General features: G+C 42.7%; 15 protein-coding genes. 2 read left to right on the top strand and 13 right to left on the bottom strand.

Annotated elements, in window-relative coordinates; translation table 11 throughout:
- Positions 1 to 49: 49 nt before the first annotated feature.
- Both ACYX4W_RS08320 and ACYX4W_RS08315 read right to left on the bottom strand, forming a co-directional pair.
- Positions 50 to 1,513, bottom strand: coding sequence for a sigma-54 dependent transcriptional regulator (locus ACYX4W_RS08320; RefSeq protein ID WP_476075254.1), 1,464 nt, complete (start codon positions 1,511 to 1,513; stop codon positions 50 to 52).
- 163 nt (positions 1,514 to 1,676) lie between these two features.
- A complete protein-coding gene (locus tag ACYX4W_RS08315; RefSeq protein WP_476075253.1) occupies positions 1,677 to 2,474 on the bottom strand; it encodes a flagellin in 798 nt (265 codons plus the stop codon).
- 280 nt (positions 2,475 to 2,754) lie between these two features.
- Between ACYX4W_RS08315 and pseB the strand changes: the two genes are divergently transcribed.
- On the top strand, positions 2,755 to 3,756 hold the full coding sequence (pseB, locus tag ACYX4W_RS08310) for a UDP-N-acetylglucosamine 4,6-dehydratase (inverting) (RefSeq protein ID WP_476075252.1): 1,002 nt from the start codon (positions 2,755 to 2,757) through the stop codon (positions 3,754 to 3,756).
- Positions 3,753 to 4,922, top strand: coding sequence for a UDP-4-amino-4,6-dideoxy-N-acetyl-beta-L-altrosamine transaminase (gene pseC / locus ACYX4W_RS08305; RefSeq protein ID WP_476075251.1), 1,170 nt, complete (start codon positions 3,753 to 3,755; stop codon positions 4,920 to 4,922). The genes pseB and pseC overlap by 4 nt, the downstream gene beginning before the upstream one ends.
- Here the strand turns inward: pseC and pseI are convergent.
- The 11 genes from pseI to fliD all read right to left on the bottom strand — a co-directional run bounded on the left by pseI (position 4,903) and on the right by fliD (position 15,787).
- Entirely contained in the window at positions 4,903 to 5,928 is a 1,026-nt protein-coding gene (gene pseI / locus ACYX4W_RS08300; protein ID WP_476075250.1) for a pseudaminic acid synthase, read from the bottom strand. The two genes, pseC and pseI, sit on opposite strands and share 20 nt — an antisense overlap.
- Positions 5,929 to 5,931: 3 nt before the next feature.
- Positions 5,932 to 6,159 (bottom strand): acyl carrier protein, encoded by a 228-nt coding sequence (locus tag ACYX4W_RS08295; protein ID WP_162889814.1) that lies wholly within the window; start codon positions 6,157 to 6,159, stop codon positions 5,932 to 5,934.
- Complete coding sequence (locus ACYX4W_RS08290; RefSeq protein ID WP_476075249.1) at positions 6,149 to 7,087, bottom strand: ketoacyl-ACP synthase III; 939 nt, start codon at positions 7,085 to 7,087, stop codon at positions 6,149 to 6,151. The genes ACYX4W_RS08295 and ACYX4W_RS08290 overlap by 11 nt, the downstream gene beginning before the upstream one ends.
- Position 7,088: 1 nt before the next feature.
- A complete protein-coding gene (locus ACYX4W_RS08285; RefSeq protein ID WP_476075248.1) occupies positions 7,089 to 7,679 on the bottom strand; it encodes a hypothetical protein in 591 nt (196 codons plus the stop codon).
- The gene (locus ACYX4W_RS08280) at positions 7,679 to 8,323 is read right to left on the bottom strand and encodes an acetyltransferase (RefSeq protein WP_476075247.1); all 645 of its coding nucleotides are present in this window, start codon (positions 8,321 to 8,323) and stop codon (positions 7,679 to 7,681) included. Before ACYX4W_RS08280 ends, ACYX4W_RS08285 begins: the two co-directional genes overlap by 1 nt.
- 9 nt (positions 8,324 to 8,332) lie before the next feature.
- A complete protein-coding gene (gene pseG / locus ACYX4W_RS08275) occupies positions 8,333 to 9,454 on the bottom strand; it encodes a UDP-2,4-diacetamido-2,4,6-trideoxy-beta-L-altropyranose hydrolase (protein WP_476075246.1) in 1,122 nt (373 codons plus the stop codon).
- A 2-nt stretch (positions 9,455 to 9,456) separates the two neighbouring features.
- A complete protein-coding gene (gene pseF / locus ACYX4W_RS08270; RefSeq protein WP_476075245.1) occupies positions 9,457 to 10,152 on the bottom strand; it encodes a pseudaminic acid cytidylyltransferase in 696 nt (231 codons plus the stop codon).
- A gap of 78 nt (positions 10,153 to 10,230) precedes the next feature.
- Entirely contained in the window at positions 10,231 to 13,593 is a 3,363-nt protein-coding gene (locus tag ACYX4W_RS08265) for a motility associated factor glycosyltransferase family protein (RefSeq protein WP_476075244.1), read from the bottom strand.
- Positions 13,593 to 13,910, bottom strand: a complete 318-nt coding sequence (locus tag ACYX4W_RS08260; RefSeq protein ID WP_269915950.1) for a hypothetical protein — start codon at positions 13,908 to 13,910, stop codon at positions 13,593 to 13,595. Before ACYX4W_RS08260 ends, ACYX4W_RS08265 begins: the two co-directional genes overlap by 1 nt.
- Entirely contained in the window at positions 13,907 to 14,335 is a 429-nt protein-coding gene (fliS, locus tag ACYX4W_RS08255) for a flagellar export chaperone FliS (protein WP_269915949.1), read from the bottom strand. The genes ACYX4W_RS08260 and fliS overlap by 4 nt, the downstream gene beginning before the upstream one ends.
- A 21-nt stretch (positions 14,336 to 14,356) precedes the next feature.
- Positions 14,357 to 15,787, bottom strand: a complete 1,431-nt coding sequence (gene fliD / locus ACYX4W_RS08250; protein WP_476075243.1) for a flagellar filament capping protein FliD — start codon at positions 15,785 to 15,787, stop codon at positions 14,357 to 14,359.
- Positions 15,788 to 15,793: the final 6 nt, after the last annotated feature.

Here is a 15,793-nt window from a genome sequence, read left to right as displayed (position 1 = left end):
TAGGATAGATGGTATTTTCAAAGAAAAGCATAACGTCAATTAGCTGACATTACGCTTCTTCAGTACGCTGGATATCGTATTTCCGCATTTTTTCAACGAGCGTGGTTCTGCGCATTCCAAGCTTGTCGGCGGCACGTGCTACCACCCAATCTTGGTTTTCCAGGGCTTGTTTTATGAGATTCACTTCAAGCTCAGAAAGGTACTCTTTGAGGTTAACACCTTCTGCAGGTAACGAGGAGGACACCATACCGTTTAGGCCGTCGTGACTCTGCTCGCTAACGTCTTCTTCTGGTTCTTGCGCTGCAGCCTCGGCAAATAGTTCATTAAAGGCTTCACGCTCAAGCATTTCTTCTGGATAGTCTGGTTCGTAAGCCTGAACATCACCGTACTGATACTTTTCCGGTAAATCAGCAATATCAACAATCTGCCCAGGGTAAAGAATTGTTAATCGCTCAACTAAATTTGAGAGTTCACGAACGTTCCCCGCCCACTCATGCTCCATTAGCGACGCAATGGCTTGCTCGGTAAAACGCACGCTTTCAACGCCATCCCCTTGAATTCGGCTATTCAATTCCTGAAGCAATAAGGGAATATCGTCTTTTCTTTGTCTAAGCGCAGGGCTGTCGATTGGGAAAACGTTGAGTCGGTAGTACAAGTCTTCTCGAAACTTGTCTTCGCTGATCATCGTTTCCAAGTTGCGGTGCGTTGCCGCAATTATGCGCACATTGCATTGAAGGGGCTTATTCCCGCCTACGCGTTCAAACATACGTTCTTGCAACACACGTAATAACTTCACCTGCATTTGAAGGGGCATATCACCGATTTCGTCGAGAAATAATGTGCCGCCCTCAGTTAACTCAAAGCGGCCTTTACGTGCACTGATAGCGCCTGTGAAAGCGCCTTTCTCGTGACCAAACAATTCGCTCTCTAAAAGCTCGCCGGGAATAGCGCCGCAATTTACTGGAATGAATGGACCGTCTTTACGTTCAGATAAGAAGTGAACATTGCGCGCAACCACTTCTTTACCGGTTCCAGACTCACCTAAAATCAACACGGTGGCATCGGTAGGCGCGACTTGCTCAACTAAGCGCCGCACAATTTGGATTTGCTCACTTTTACCAATTAGGCTTCTAAATAACCGAGTTTTTGTACCTGCCGCTCGAGATAAGCCTGGTTTACGTCGAGAGTATTCTTGGCAACGATGTATAGCCTGCGTTAAAACAGGGTACGTTAACGGTGTTGCAATAACACTAACCAGATTACAGCTTGCAGACGCCTGTGTATTACTTTCAACTAAAGCGACAAACGGTATGTGTGGAAACTTTTCTACCAGATTACTTACGGCGGTGGGCGAACGGTACTCTATAAGCACGGCGTCTGCACCACTTTCATGGAGGTATCGCTCGCATTCACTGAAGCCTCGTGACTGGCACGACTCTCCCATGAAGGTAACGATAGTTTCCAAGTTTTGAATAAGTTCCTGATTATCACTAATCAGCAAAATGTTCTTCATCAATTCCCCGAGAACGCTTTGTTATTATTTACAGTTTAGCGCATTTCTAAATTGTAACGACAAAAGATCGGAGCGCAACCGCTGTTTTGGGAAATATATCAATAAAAAAAGCAGGTTACCCTGCTTCTTTCGATTAAATTTAGCCTAAGCTACACCATCTAGTCTAGCTTAATAACGATAAAACTTGGCTTTCTTGTTGGTTCGCTTGGGCTTGAACGGTAAGTGCAGCCTGACCTATTGCGTCATTTGATGCTTGTTGCGAAGCGGCTTGCGCAAAATCCAGATCTTGAATACGGCTTCGTGCTTCTGCGGTATTTACGTTAGCTTGCGTGAGTGAGCGCGCTGCACTTTCAAATCGATTTTGCGTAGCGCCTAAATCGCCCCGTGCACCGCCTATGGTTTCTATAGCCGCATCTGCAGCACCTAGCGCATCTTCGATACTAGTACCTGACGTAATATCGATAGATAAAACATCGTTGAGCTGCGCTGCAACATCTTGGGTGTTAACACTTATTGATTGACCAGGGCTAGAACCTGATTGAAATTCTAGTGAGCCATTCTCAGATAATAACGGCTTGCCTGCAAAATTTGTTTGCTCGATAGTTTGCGAGATGTTTTCTTGCAGCTGAGTGATTTCAGATTGAATAGCACGGCGATCGCCACTGCTAAGTACACCATTACCAGACTGCAAAGTAAGCTCGCGAATACGGTTGACGTCGTCGTTTATGCTTCCGAGTCCGCCTTCTGCAACCTGCGCGACAGAGATGCCATCGTAGACGTTGTTTAATGATTGACGGTTACCTTCGACTTCTGATGTTAATCGATCGATGATTTGCTGGGCCGACGCATCATCTAAGGCATTGTTTACCTTTTTTCCAGAAGCCAGCTTCTCAAACAAGTTGTCCTGCTTTTCTTGGATTTGACCAATTAGCGATGTTGAGCTGCTGTTATTAATTTGCATAGTTGCGCCCTCTCATTAACACTTCTTCCAAATATAGCATATCGCTGTATAACTTCTAATCAATACAAGGTATAAAAGTTCATACTCCTTAAGGTAAAATTATATACGATATGCGCTTATGAGCTGTGCCTGTGGCTCTTTTCAAATAAACATACTGGTACTTGAACACCTCTATTTTGCATTTATTTTTGATGAATAATCGTTGTGGCCTAATGGTTTATGGCATTGTTGCCGACACATGATATATTTAAACGATAATCATAAAAATCGTGGGCGATCTATGTTTGACGGTAAGTCTATATTGATAACAGGTGGTACAGGTTCATTCGGTCATAAATACACCGAAAACTTGTTATCACGCTACAACCCCAAGCGCTTAATCATTTATTCACGTGATGAACTCAAACAGTTCGAAATGCAGCAAAAGTTTAACGCTCCATGCATGCGCTATTTCATCGGCGATGTTCGAGACAAAGACCGCCTTACCCGAGCGATGCAGGGGGTGGACTACGTTATTCATGCAGCGGCTATGAAACAAGTTCCTGCTGCTGAATATAATCCCACGGAATGTATCCGCACTAATATTGATGGTGCTGAGAATGTTATTAACGCAGCTATTGATAACTCAGTAAGCAAAGTCATTGCCTTGTCGACCGACAAAGCGGCTAATCCTGTAAACCTATACGGCGCCACTAAACTTGCCTCTGACAAGCTTTTTGTAGCGGCAAATAATATGGTGGGCTCAGGAAAACCTCGATTTTCGGTAGTAAGATATGGAAATGTAGTAGGCTCTCGCGGTTCGGTTGTTCCTTTCTTCGAAAAGCTCATTGCAGAAGGTACAGACTATATTCCTGTTACACATACAGATATGACCCGCTTTTGGATAACCCTTCAGCAGGGCGTAGACTTTGTTCTAAAGAATTTCGAGCGGATGCTTGGCGGCGAAATATTCGTTCCTAAAATACCATCAATTAGAATCACCGATTTGGCCGAAGCTATGGCGCCTGGTGTGCCAATAAAAATTGTGGGTATTCGACCAGGTGAAAAGCTTCATGAAATGATGTGCCCCGGCGATATGGCTTTTCATACTTTTGAGTATGACGACCACTTTGTGATTGCGCCGGCTATAAAATTTTTCAATAGAAGTAACGACTTCACTGTAAATGGGCTAGAAGAACAGGGTAAACCAGTATCTGATGGCTTCGAATATGTTTCCGACAACAACCCTCATTTTCTTACAGTTGAAGAAATCATTTCTTGTAATAAGGACGCTGCTAAGTGATCCCTTACGGACGCCAGTCAATTGATGGAGATGACATTAACGCTGTTGTTGAAACACTAAAATCAAGCTGGCTAACACAGGGGCCCGCTGTTCCCGCTTTTGAAAAAGCCTTGACTCAATTTTGTGGTGCCGAGCATGCCGTCGCAGTAAATAGCGCTACGTCTGCGCTGCACCTTGCTTGCCTCGCTCTTGGGGTACAACAAAATGATATTGTATGGACAAGTCCCAATTCTTTCGTAGCTTCAGCAAACAGTGCTATTTATTGTGGTGCGACAGTCGACTTTGTTGATATAGAGCCTAATACTGGCAATATATCTGTCAATGCATTAGACGCTAAGTTAGCGCAGGCAAAAGAGCATGGGACTCTCCCTAAAGCTCTTATCCCAGTGCATTTCGCAGGTCAGTCGTGCGACATGAAAGCGATTGCCACACTTGCAAAGAAATATAACTTTTGTGTCATTGAAGATGCTTCCCACGCGATTGGTGGGAAATATTGCGAACGCCCCGTAGGTAGCTGTCAGTATTCGGATATTACGGTTTTCAGTTTCCACCCCGTAAAAATAATTACGACGATGGAAGGAGGCGCGGCGTTAACGAATAGCGGTGAGTTAGCGCGTCAAATGCAATTGATGCGTAGTCATGGTGTGACCGCGAATAAAGATGAAATGACTGAAAAATCACACGGCCCTTGGTATTATCAGCAAATACAACTAGGGTTTAACTACCGCATGAACGATGTGGAAGCGGCCTTAGGTACAAGCCAGCTAACAAAACTAGAGCAATTTGTTGAGCAAAGGAACGAACTCGCGTTTTTTTACAATGATGCATTCAAACAACAAGATAAGATTTCGCCGCTTGAGGTTAAAACCGACTGCTACAGTAGCTATCATTTGTACGTTATTAGATGCAAGGGTTTAAACTCAGATTCACACAAAGCGGCAATCGAAGCCTTAAGGGAAAAAGGAATTTTTGCTCACGTTCACTACATTCCTATTCACCTTCAGCCATATTATCAAAAGTTAGGCTTTAAAAAGGGTGATTACCCTCAAGCAGAACAATACTACGAGCACGCAATTACGCTTCCTCTATATCCTTCACTTACCAGAGAAGAAGCGCAATATATAGTTGATACGACAGTTGATATTGTTAATCAATTATCGCGCTAACTTCCTCAGCTAATATTGGGTCGCCAATATTGTAAGCCCTCGATGCATTTCGACTTAGAAGTGCGTCTAAATGTTGTGGAGCCAAGCCAAAACCTGTTCTGAGCGACTTAACGTTCTTACGGGTGAAAGGCTGCCCTTTTTGAATGGGTTCACAAGCATAAAGTGAGCGGCGTCTAAACTTATCTTTTTCACTTACCTCGTAGGTGACGTTACCTAACGCGAGCTCTACCTGCCGAACACTTTTCACCATGTCAGCGAATTCACCTGGCTCCATCGAAAATGCGGAGTCTGGACCACCTAATGCTCTGTCCAAGATAAAATGCTTTTCTATGACTCTGGCTCCCATCGCTGCGGCCGTTATCGGTACCACAGAGCCCATGGTATGGTCAGAAACACCTACAGTGGTTTCGAACTTATCACGCATGTCTAGCATGGTTTTGAGATTGGCATCAGCAAGAGTTGAGGGGTAATTCGACGTGCACTTCAATAGCGTTATTTGATGATTATTCTCTCTGTGACAGGTTTCTAATGCTAGGGCAATGTCCTCTTCTTGCGCTACCCCTGTTGAAATAATAATAGGTTTGCCCGTTTTCGCTACCGCTCTAATCAAAGGAATATCAGTAATTTCGAAGGACGCTATTTTATAGAGGGGGACGTTAAGCTCTTCTAAAAGTGCCACACCATCCAAATCAAACGGGCTGGAAAAAAACACTAGCCCTAATTCTTGAGCTACTTTTTGAAGAGGCTCATGCCATTCATATGGCATGGAGGCTTCTTTGTATAGATCCCATAAAGTACGGCCTTTCCATAGGCCATTTTTGCGTTTTCCAAAAATGTCATTGTCTATATTTATGGCCAGCGAATCAGCGGTGTAAGTTTGTACTTTAACCGCGTTAGCTCCCGCTTTCGCCATTGCTTTTATCGTATTAACCGCCAAATCGAAATCGTTATTGTGATTGGCAGACAACTCGGCAATGATGAATACTTGGTCGGTAAATGGGTACATCTATTAAGACTTATTAAAATATACAAGTACGTCATCAATAGACTTCAACTTATCGAGGTCTTCATCTGGTACAGTGACGCCTGTCTTGCCTTCAAGCTCCACAAACAAATTGAATAAATCTAAGCTATCTAAACCATACTCTGAAAACGCTTGTTCACTACCTAGGTTGCTCACATCTGCTGTTACACCAGAATCAGTCATTGCTTGCTTTACGTCTACTTCAGTTAACATCTTCTTCATTCCTCTTTAATAGGCAGGTCGCCCAAGAAAACCCTACACCAAATCCGCTTAATACGAGTCGCGTTGCGTTGTCGCTATGTAAATAGTTTTTCAATATAAGCGGGATAGATGAAGAAACAGTATTCCCCGTCTCTTCTAAAGCTTTAATAAACTTGTCTTCGTTGCCTTTGAAACGCCTTGCAATTGCGTCCACGATAGCCAAACTTCCCTGGTGCAAAATGAACGCATCTACACTCTCTTCGGGCCAATCATTCTTTTCTAATAATGATTTTATAGCAGGAGCAACGTTCAATGAAGCAAAGTTAAAGACCTGCCTTCCATTCATATAAAGCTCACCTTGCTCTACCTTTAGATGTTCTGCGCCTTTTCCATCCGTACCAAAGGTACAATCTGAAACTAAAAATTGTGGATTCTCTCCCATCCATGTAGCAGAAGCGGCGTCGCCGAACAGCATAGAGGTTGTTCTATTGGGCGTTGTAATCACTTTCGAGTACGGATCGGCGGTAACCAAGACGCCATTTTTCTTACCAGATGCAGCTAAGAAGCCTTGTAGAATTGATAATCCATAAACATACCCTGAGCACCCCAGTGAAACATCAAAGGCGGCAACGTGAGTAGGCAACGCAAGCTTTTGATGCACAAGGGCTGCACAGTGTGGCAAACCGTGACCGTCTGGATTTTGGGTTACAACAATAAGTGCATCTATATCTTCTTTAGCGAGGTCCGATTCAGAAAGTAAAGTTTCCACCGCCTTTACTGCCATATCAGAGGTATCATCACCCTCTTCTAACCTTGGCAAAAACCGAGCACCGAGTTTGGTCTCAACAAATGATGCTGTTTCCTCAAAAGCTTCCGCTTGCTTGAAGTTGTCTACACCGTCTTTAGGTATGTAGCTTGAAATAGCCTTAATGCCTATCATGCTATTCTCCAACAATAAACTGCACGGTTCCAAAACGTTTACCATCGATTATAACGTCGTTAATCGAAAACTTGTTTTGCATCATTCGCGTAGTTTTAATAGAAAGACTTTCATAAACTATCGGCAGCTCATCGCAAAAGTTAAGCTGTCCCACCAACCACTTTCCCTTATTTAGACTAAAGAGTGTGTTATGAAGCTTTTTCGTTAATGCCACTACAAGCTCAATGGTTGTGCAGTCATTGCGACAAAAAGCAGTGGCCTGTTGTTGCGAGGAAATTATCTCGGCGTCTTTTACCAGCTTATCTTCATCAAATGGGTAGGACTCATCTACTGATGTATTGGTCTCGACAATCAACCCTCGAGTTTTTTCTTGAGTGTTTTTATCGAAAAGCTCAACGGTACCAACAATGTCTTTTTCAGCCACATCCTGGACCTGCCCTAACAAAACCTGACATTGGCGATGAATCAATTGCTTAAACACCAGTTTGGTAACAATTTGATTCGTATTACATACTGCAGTGCTAAACCAGGTGTAGAAGTCTGTACTGTGTAAGTACTTTCGCGAACCTTTAAACTTAAGTTCTGTTTTCATTATCGAATCCTTTTAGCCGGATTTCCTAACATAGTGGCGCCAGGGGCAACATCTTTGAAAATAGCAGCGCCAGCAGCCACCGTGCTGTACGCTCCTACACGCACGCTGTCTCTAACCACTGAATTGGGCGCTATTTGCCCCCCCTCTTCAACGTGTGCATAGCCGCAAAGCGTTGAATTAGGGCCTATATCAACTAAGTCATCAAGCGCTACATCGTGCCCAAGATTAGCATTCGCGCGAATAAAACAGTTATTTCCTACCTTTGCACCAGGTTGAAGTACAGCATTGGCTGCGACGACGACACCGCTACCCAGTTTAACATTAAAACCAATGCTCGCAGATGGGTGAACCACTGTTGCCATTCGGCTTTGTGGAATATTGAGCTGTTTAAACTTTTCAGCGCGAACTTTCATTTTACCAACAGACAGAAGTGCGTAAACGAACGAAACATCACCGTCTAAGCTTTCCCATTCATGAGGAGCGCCTAATACTGGCCATCGCTCGATGTACTCCCCGAAAGGAATATTGTCATTTAAAAAACCTACAAGCTCGATAGGCTCGCCTGTCTTAATTAAATCAAGCACAATTTGCGCGACAACTAAGCCATTCCCGCCACCACCTATGATCACTACCTTTTTCAACACATCCTGCCTCTAACTGATAATTTCATCTACCCACGGTTGATTGTGGTTGTATGCATCCATAACCGATAGCGCCCTAGCGGACATTTCATTCAATTTATCTGAAGAGCCTCTTAAGTCCTCAAGCACGCTTATAACGCCTTGCTCAATCTCTTGTAATTTTTCGCATTCTTTACTGAAGTCTCCAACATAAACCGCCGCCCCCTTTGCTTCTAATGCGATTGCCTGTGCTATTTGATTTTGAGCAATGGTGAGGATAACTGTAGGTAAGGCCATCATACAGCGCTCCCAAGATATGGTCCCCCCTCCGCCAATAGCTAAATCAGCTTGTGACATTAAGGATGAAATATTCGATGACTGCACATGTAATTCGATGCCACGTTGTTCACAGAACGCCTTTATCTCCCGTTTACATGGGTGATGCTTGCCTATAACAACATCTACGCTAACAGGGTTATCTAACTTTTCATTCCATTTAGCGAGCAGTTCGCATAAAAACAAGGTGGCATTATCTTTGTCCATACCACCAAAGCAAACAAAAAGGCGCTTAACTGATTTGCGCAATGTTGAAGAGACACATGAAAACTCTTCTCGCAATGGAAAGTACTGAGGCCCGATCATGAGCTTAGTATCGTTTTTTATTTTCCCGCCCCATTTTTTTTGGGGATTGAGCACTAGATTAGGATCAATTAATACATCACATTGCAGGAGCCGGTCGGCTAAACCATCAATTACGACGATTTTGGCATCAAGGGCTTTTTGTACTGTTTTGTGCCACTGAGACGTAAGCGAAAAATGGTCAACTATAACAATTAAGCGCTCTGTTAAAGTTACACATCTTAACGACTCTAAGGTTTGCTCTGCGTCGTACAACTCTGTGCTGCCTAACCAACTAGCATGAGGGCACCAACTCCCTTCATATTTAGCAGACTCGGCTACAGGTATCTCGATAACCTTAAAACCTGCTCGCCTCACTTCATCTAAGCAGTGCCCTTCATGCGGCTTTGAAACAAAGATTATCGATACGCCCCGTTCTCTCAATATCGTAGCCAGTGTCAAACAGCGCATAACGTGGCCCGTTCCAATGTGTTGCGCACTGTCTGCTCGAAATAGTACTGTAACTGAGTTGTTCAACCTTACAACCCTCGCGACTGTATCGCACTAAATAAGAGTTCTGCGGTTTCCCAATCTTCTTCAGTATCAATATCTTGTACGCGATATCTTGGCATCAAAAACGCACTGGCGTGTTGGGAGTACATAGGCAAATTTTGTAGAAAAGCGTCAGCTTTTCCCCAATAAAATTGCCCCGCATCATGGTAGGCCTCTTGTAGGTCTTGAGAACGTGCTTTCATTTGCTTTTTATCAAACATTTCAATATCGCCTTGCGGCGTGAAGTAAAAAGCACGTTGAATCGGAAAGGGGAAACTGGTGGCCGCAAAACAAAAGTCCCTATTTGAACTTTTTAACTGTGCGAAAGCGCTAACTAAAACATCAGAAGTAACAAAAGGCGCAGTAGCATAAAGCACACAGCAGTAATCTACCGGCTGTTCATTCTCTACTAGCCATGTTAGCGCGTGATTAACTACATCTCGGGTTGACGCATGGTCATCAGACAGCTCAGCCGGACGAACAAACGGAACATCTGCCCCGTTGTCAATCGCAAACTGGGCAATTTCGTCGTCATCTGTACTTACAATGACCTTATCAAATTGCGCAGATTTTAAAGCGGCTTCGATAGACCAGGCAATTACAGGCTTATTGCAAAAAGGACGGAGGTTCTTTCGCAAAATACGTTTGCTTCCGCCTCGCGCTGGAATTATTGCTACATTCATAAACGTCTCTGCTGCTAGCGTATTCTGATTTAGTAACTTTTGACGCTAATGGCACAATGACTCATCAATTTTATCGCGCTAAGATGATTTCTTTTTACTGAAAATGAGTTTTGTCTCACATAGTGAGGTTTCTAACGGTCTTGAACACAACCAAAATCTATCACCGCCTTCATTCGTCATTTCTTTATCGGCCAGAGGCTCAGAAGCTAAAGCAAACATATTATAGGTTTCGAATGATGTCATACCGCGCGAGACTGCAGGAAAGTAATCCTCAAAGAAGCTCCCCCAATCTTCTTGCTCCAGCTTGGGAAACACTAATTTCAATTTATCGCTAGAGGTTAGCGCAAGTATCGCAATAAATACGGCTTTTTCGACCCTTTCGTCATCGAAATCTTCAAATGGACAAAATACAAGCATATCGTTTTCAGCGGGCTTGAGTCGCTCGTGTAACGCCAATAGAAGCTCTGGGTCATTTACGATATACGCAATTCGACTAATTCCAGCCTTTCTCTCTTTTAAACCAGAAATACTTGAGATAACTTCAATCTGATACTGGCATTGAGTATTTTCAGCGTTTTGATTAAATTTTAATGCACTAAGTACGTCGCTAACAGATTCACTGACGAAGGATACACTTTCTCTTTCGATAAACTCTTGAAGGGTAATTTCTTGCCTTTCTCTTGTAAAACTTGAAACAGTGTCAAAGGCATCTGGGTACATCGAAATACTTGTTAACGCATCGTCGAGAAAATTGTGCCAACACTCTCTAATTGCCTCAAACTTTTCCATCACAAGTTCGTCGTTCTTGAAATGCGTTAATTTACTAAAAATACTGTTTATATAGTTCGAGGTACCATTGAAGTAGAAAAACAGAATAGAGCATTTACGCAAATACGCTTCGACCAAAAATTTTCGCTGGTCGAACACAAGCTTATCAATATCTTCGCGCCCGTTAAATTCTCTTTCAGATAACGCTTTGAAGTTGGTGATATCCTCAATTAAAGCTTCGTGGTTAAAACGTTGAGCAAATCTCTGCTGGAATTCATCGGCTGGGATAGGAATATGAGCTTGAGATTGAATCCAATTCATAGCAGACTGCTTATTTTCCAATGAATTAGTAATGATTAGCGCGTCTTTCTCTAACGCAGGGCTGCCGGCAATTTTGGCGCCATCGTTTAAGTTATAGACGTCCGCATCACTAAAGGCTGCTAGAGTTTTCTCAATCACAGATTTAGACATATTGAATTCAAATTTGGTATTTACATAGGGTCTTAAATTACCCGGCACTACCAATGAAGTGTCTACGCGCTCATCGTGATTAAACAGCTCTTTTCCGTCTTTTTTATAATAGCCTGACGATTTAGAATGATGATGTTTAACATCCACCATACCTAAATCTACCCCAAACAAATAAATCTGTTTAAAACCAAGTTCTAATACGTAATTAATAACTAAGTTAGACACTGTAGGGTAGGAAAAGTGAAGGAAGGGTAAATTCAGCTCAGGAAAGAGCTCTTTCATAAATACCGTTGACGACTCCCCTTCTTTGAAAGCGAGATAAGTATTTTTATAAAGCGCTGCCGTATCAGGGTGTACGCCATTACAGCTTATGAAATTGATTTGCTTTAAGTACGCCTTGTCACCAATTCGCGATGCCCAATCGAAAGATGCACGGTTCGACTCCACTTCCGCATGAAAGTCAGGAACGATCCCATTACTATACATTGCCTGAAGAGCTGTACCGCACGAGATAACTATAGCATTTTCTCTTTCTTCTTTTAAAAGAGGCATTAATTTGTCGAGAGACGGACCATTTCCTACAACAAACACGGCAACATCACTTAGGTCTTTAGCCAAGGGCTGCACGCCAGTTTTGCGATAAAATCCTATATTGTTTTCTACCGCCCATTTGGTGTGTGTTGTCCCAAAGCGAGAATGTTCGAAATATTCTCCCATAGCAACTATCAAACGCAGGTCTTCTCTAAGTTTATCGACAGCAGGCAGTAGCACCTCGTTATCGTAACCAAGGGAGAGGTAGGTATTTGCAATAATATGTGTACCAATGGAATGAAACTGACTTAACAGGTCGCGTACTAAGTTACTTCCATCATCGCCAATATTGAGATAAATTCTGTGTCGTTTTTCGTCAACCTTGTTGAGTATTGCAGCCCAATCTATCGCATACAGGGAAGCAAAAAAGTAATCTCGATTAGGCTCACAAACAAAGAGCTTTTCGATATCTCGAGATTCACTTAAAGCTTCGAGTTGATAGCCCGCTCCCATACCAAATAGAAGCATCGACTTAACAGTTTCAGGTAACTCGCCTTCTTCCTCTTCCATTCCCGCCAAGTGCTCTTGAATTCTTTTAACCATTTTATGGTGCGAATAATGAATCAGCTTTCCACCAGCGTAACCTAAAATTAAGTTATCCCGGTTAGGCTGTCTAACAAACGCCTCATAAGCCAGTTCAGATTCGCGTTTTGGACTATCACCATGAAGTGGCGTACAGGTCTCTATATGAAAAAGGTTTACTTCACCGCGCTGGTTCGCTCGAGGTTCCCATTTGAGCGGAACATAATCTTTGAATTCTTGTGCAATGTCTGGGTAGTACTTTGAGAACGCCGCTATATTTTTATCAAAGGTGTCGCGCCTAAGGTGGCTTTCGTCCCAATTATTTCTAGTGACTATAGGGCTCCATGGGACTAAATAATCGTCGAATGGCTGCAGTGAAGGAAAAGAAAATAAACGTTTTTGTACGTTATCGATGGTTAGCTCTGACAGGCTTCTCATTACTGAGTCGAAGCTCACACTGTGGTAGTGCTGATAAAAATAAACACTAGTAAAAGGGCTAACTTGCTTTAATTCACTTAAGTCCTCTAAGACGGAACTTCCGTCACGCTGGCTTTGAAAGTAAATCGCCGTCCCTTTTCCAGCAGCAACCTTAAAAATTTCAGGCCACACACCTGTGTACAAAGAGCAGTGTGTGTATTCAAAATTAGGTTCGTAAAGAATAATACTTTTAAAGTTAGTTTCTCTCACTAGCTTTAAAAGGTGAATGCCTAAACCCAACCCCAACACCACCAATACGTCAGCGTCACGTTCAAGAGGATATGCTTGCCGCGAAAAGCCATTTTTATTTAAAACAAAAGGAGAACGTAAAAAAGCATCTACATGCTTTTGAATATTTACGGTTACCTGTTCACCATACAGTACTTTGCCGCTGTTGAAATCGACAATATCGAGCTCTTTATCTTTATTAACGAACACAGACGTAGACGTGCTTCGCGATTGCATTAGCTGAGCACAGATAACAGGCATCACACGTTTGAGCGCTATTAGACTTTTTTCTTTGTTCTTTTTTATCGCATATGCAGATTCGACTTCAAGTGATGTTTGCTGTTCTTCATCATCTAAAAGGTAGAATTTAATGGCTTTAAGCATTATTTTTTATATCTCTTTGCCGCTTTTTGCGCTCTTGAAAAGCCAACTATCTCCTCTTTTGCTGCTAACTTCAACTCAAGCGCTAGCGCTTCGAGTTCTCTGTTAATAGTTAATTCATTTTCAGCGAAAGCTGAGCGGGCATCGTCTGAAAGTCGGCGCAACTCGCGCAGCACTAAAGAATGTCGAAGGCTAATAAGGTGATGGAATTGTTCAGTCGAAAGCGCGGCAGGCTCTGCCGCCACGCAAACCGCAATTGCTGCGTTAACTTTACCTAGAAAAAGTGGTGTTAAGGAATGGTTTAATTTATCAAGGTTCAAATGGCTTGCTTACTTTCTCGTTGCGCCCGAAATGCCTCTTCTTTCGCTTCTTGAGGGATTTGCACCCATGCATCTCTAATCGGTGCTAAAAGTGAAGACACTTCATCTAACAAAGCTACGTCATTGTTTACGTGAGCTTCATTTAGCTTTTCAATCATAAATTCATATAGGGCGAACATGTTTTCAGCAACTTCTCCGCCCACTTTTACATCTAACGTATCACGTAAATGAATAATAATAGCTGTGGCTTTAGAAATGAAAGTCGCCTTTTCTTGAAGCTCTCTTCTTTCCATTGCACCTTTTGCGTAGGCAATTCTATCTAACGCGCCCTGAAGCAACATCAAGGTTAATTTATGTGGATCTGCATTAGCAACATCTTGCTTCAAATTGCCTTTTTTGTAAGCATTTATACCTTTAAGGGACATACTTTCTCCGAAACTCGTACGTTATAGTGCGGCTAATAATGCCGAGCTTGTCTGGTTCAATTGGGCCACGGTCTGGTCTAAGTTTAGGTATTTGTCTCGTAATATTTGCTCATAGCTAAACATACGAAGCTCTAAGGTTTCCCTATCAGCATAGACATCTTCTCTATTCTCTTTCGCCGTCTTTTCACGCAGAGATATAAGGCCACCAGATGACGTGAATTCGTCAACGAAATCGTATAAACGAACAGCTATACCTTCGTTTTCATCAGTAAACAATGTAGCGATATCGTCAAAATTATCTTCCAACGCATCTTTTAGTCTGTCTTCACCAGACCCGATTCCGAAGTCAGAAGAACTAATTTCAAGCTTTCCATCTTGATCTAGCTCTATGCCAAGTCTGAATAAGCCACCAAGTTCTGATGAAGAAACATTGTCTCCGATAATTGACGAAAGCCCTGACTGAACACCTCTTAGTAATGAGTCTCCAGCTAGTGCACCATCCTCTTCCAACTCGGATTCACCGTAGCGTGTTAATGTACCTATCTCGTCAATTATTGCATTGTAATTATCAACAAAATCTCTAATTTTTTGTTCTAGCCCTTCTTTATCAAAACCAATTTTCAGCGTTGTTGATAAAAAATTGCCTGCATTATCTTTTGGTGAAATTTCGTTTACGTCAAAGGTAACGTTTTGAATAGTATTTTCAAACTTGTTCGATTCGCTTTGAACTTCAATACCATCCACGAACGCAATGGCGTTTTTCGCCGACTCGATATTAGCAGCACTAATATTACTGGTACCGCCAGCAGTTGAAAGTCTATCTAGTTCAGCAGCACCTGTATCGTTGTTGATAACTAGATCATTACCTTCGCCAGTCTCTTCAGACAAAAACACCAGACGAGGCCCTTCGGCAGTACCTGTATCTATAATATTGGCGGTTACACCAAAGTTATCGTCAGCACTGTTAATCGCTTCTCTTAGATCAATAAGAGAAGTGCTAGAATCCACGTCGACAGTAAATGAATCGCCACCAGGAATGCTAAAGGTTAACGAGCCTGTTCCCGAACTTAAAACAGGATCAGTACTTGAAGTAAACGCACCTGCGTCGGTTGTAATTCGGCTTCCTGACGCTAGCTGTTGAACAGTGATATCGTAATTTCCGCGCAACGCTGAGCTCGACGCATCAGCCGATAACACGTCATCATCTTCAGAGGGGTTAACAACTGTAGGTTCTCGACCATTGATATCAGTATCGCTACGCAGATCGTCTACCGCATCTTTAAAATCTGACAGCTTTGACTTTATTTGACCAAGACCAGATATTTCAGCTTCGATCTGCTCTTCTTTAGCGTTTAGTCTTTCCTCTTTAGGCAATCTCTCAGCGTCTAAAAGCTGCTGAACGAGATCGTCAAGGGCTAAACCTGAACCTACACCTAGCGACTGAATAGTCATAACCTA

The organism is Alteromonas sp. ABH4_454, from assembly GCF_056311775.1.
Note: the sequence above shows the minus strand (reverse complement) of the source record. Positions and strands in the feature narration are given on the sequence as shown.

Bases quoted from the DNA above. Each gene is read 5' to 3' on its own strand.
- ACYX4W_RS08320 (WP_476075254.1), bottom strand. From the start codon at position 1,513: ATGAAGAACATTTTGCTGATTAGTGATAATCAGGAACTTATTCAAAAC.
- ACYX4W_RS08315 (WP_476075253.1), bottom strand. From the start codon at position 2,474: ATGCAAATTAATAACAGCAGCTCAACATCGCTAATTGGTCAAATCCAA.
- pseB (WP_476075252.1), top strand. From the start codon at position 2,755: ATGTTTGACGGTAAGTCTATATTGATAACAGGTGGTACAGGTTCATTC.
- pseI (WP_476075250.1), bottom strand. From the start codon at position 5,928: ATGTACCCATTTACCGACCAAGTATTCATCATTGCCGAGTTGTCTGCC.
- ACYX4W_RS08295 (WP_162889814.1), bottom strand. From the start codon at position 6,159: ATGTTAACTGAAGTAGACGTAAAGCAAGCAATGACTGATTCTGGTGTA.
- ACYX4W_RS08290 (WP_476075249.1), bottom strand. From the start codon at position 7,087: ATGATAGGCATTAAGGCTATTTCAAGCTACATACCTAAAGACGGTGTA.
- ACYX4W_RS08285 (WP_476075248.1), bottom strand. From the start codon at position 7,679: ATGAAAACAGAACTTAAGTTTAAAGGTTCGCGAAAGTACTTACACAGT.
- pseF (WP_476075245.1), bottom strand. From the start codon at position 10,152: ATGAATGTAGCAATAATTCCAGCGCGAGGCGGAAGCAAACGTATTTTG.
- ACYX4W_RS08265 (WP_476075244.1), bottom strand. From the start codon at position 13,593: ATGCTTAAAGCCATTAAATTCTACCTTTTAGATGATGAAGAACAGCAA.
- fliS (WP_269915949.1), bottom strand. From the start codon at position 14,335: ATGTCCCTTAAAGGTATAAATGCTTACAAAAAAGGCAATTTGAAGCAA.
- fliD (WP_476075243.1), bottom strand. From the start codon at position 15,787: ATGACTATTCAGTCGCTAGGTGTAGGTTCAGGTTTAGCCCTTGACGAT.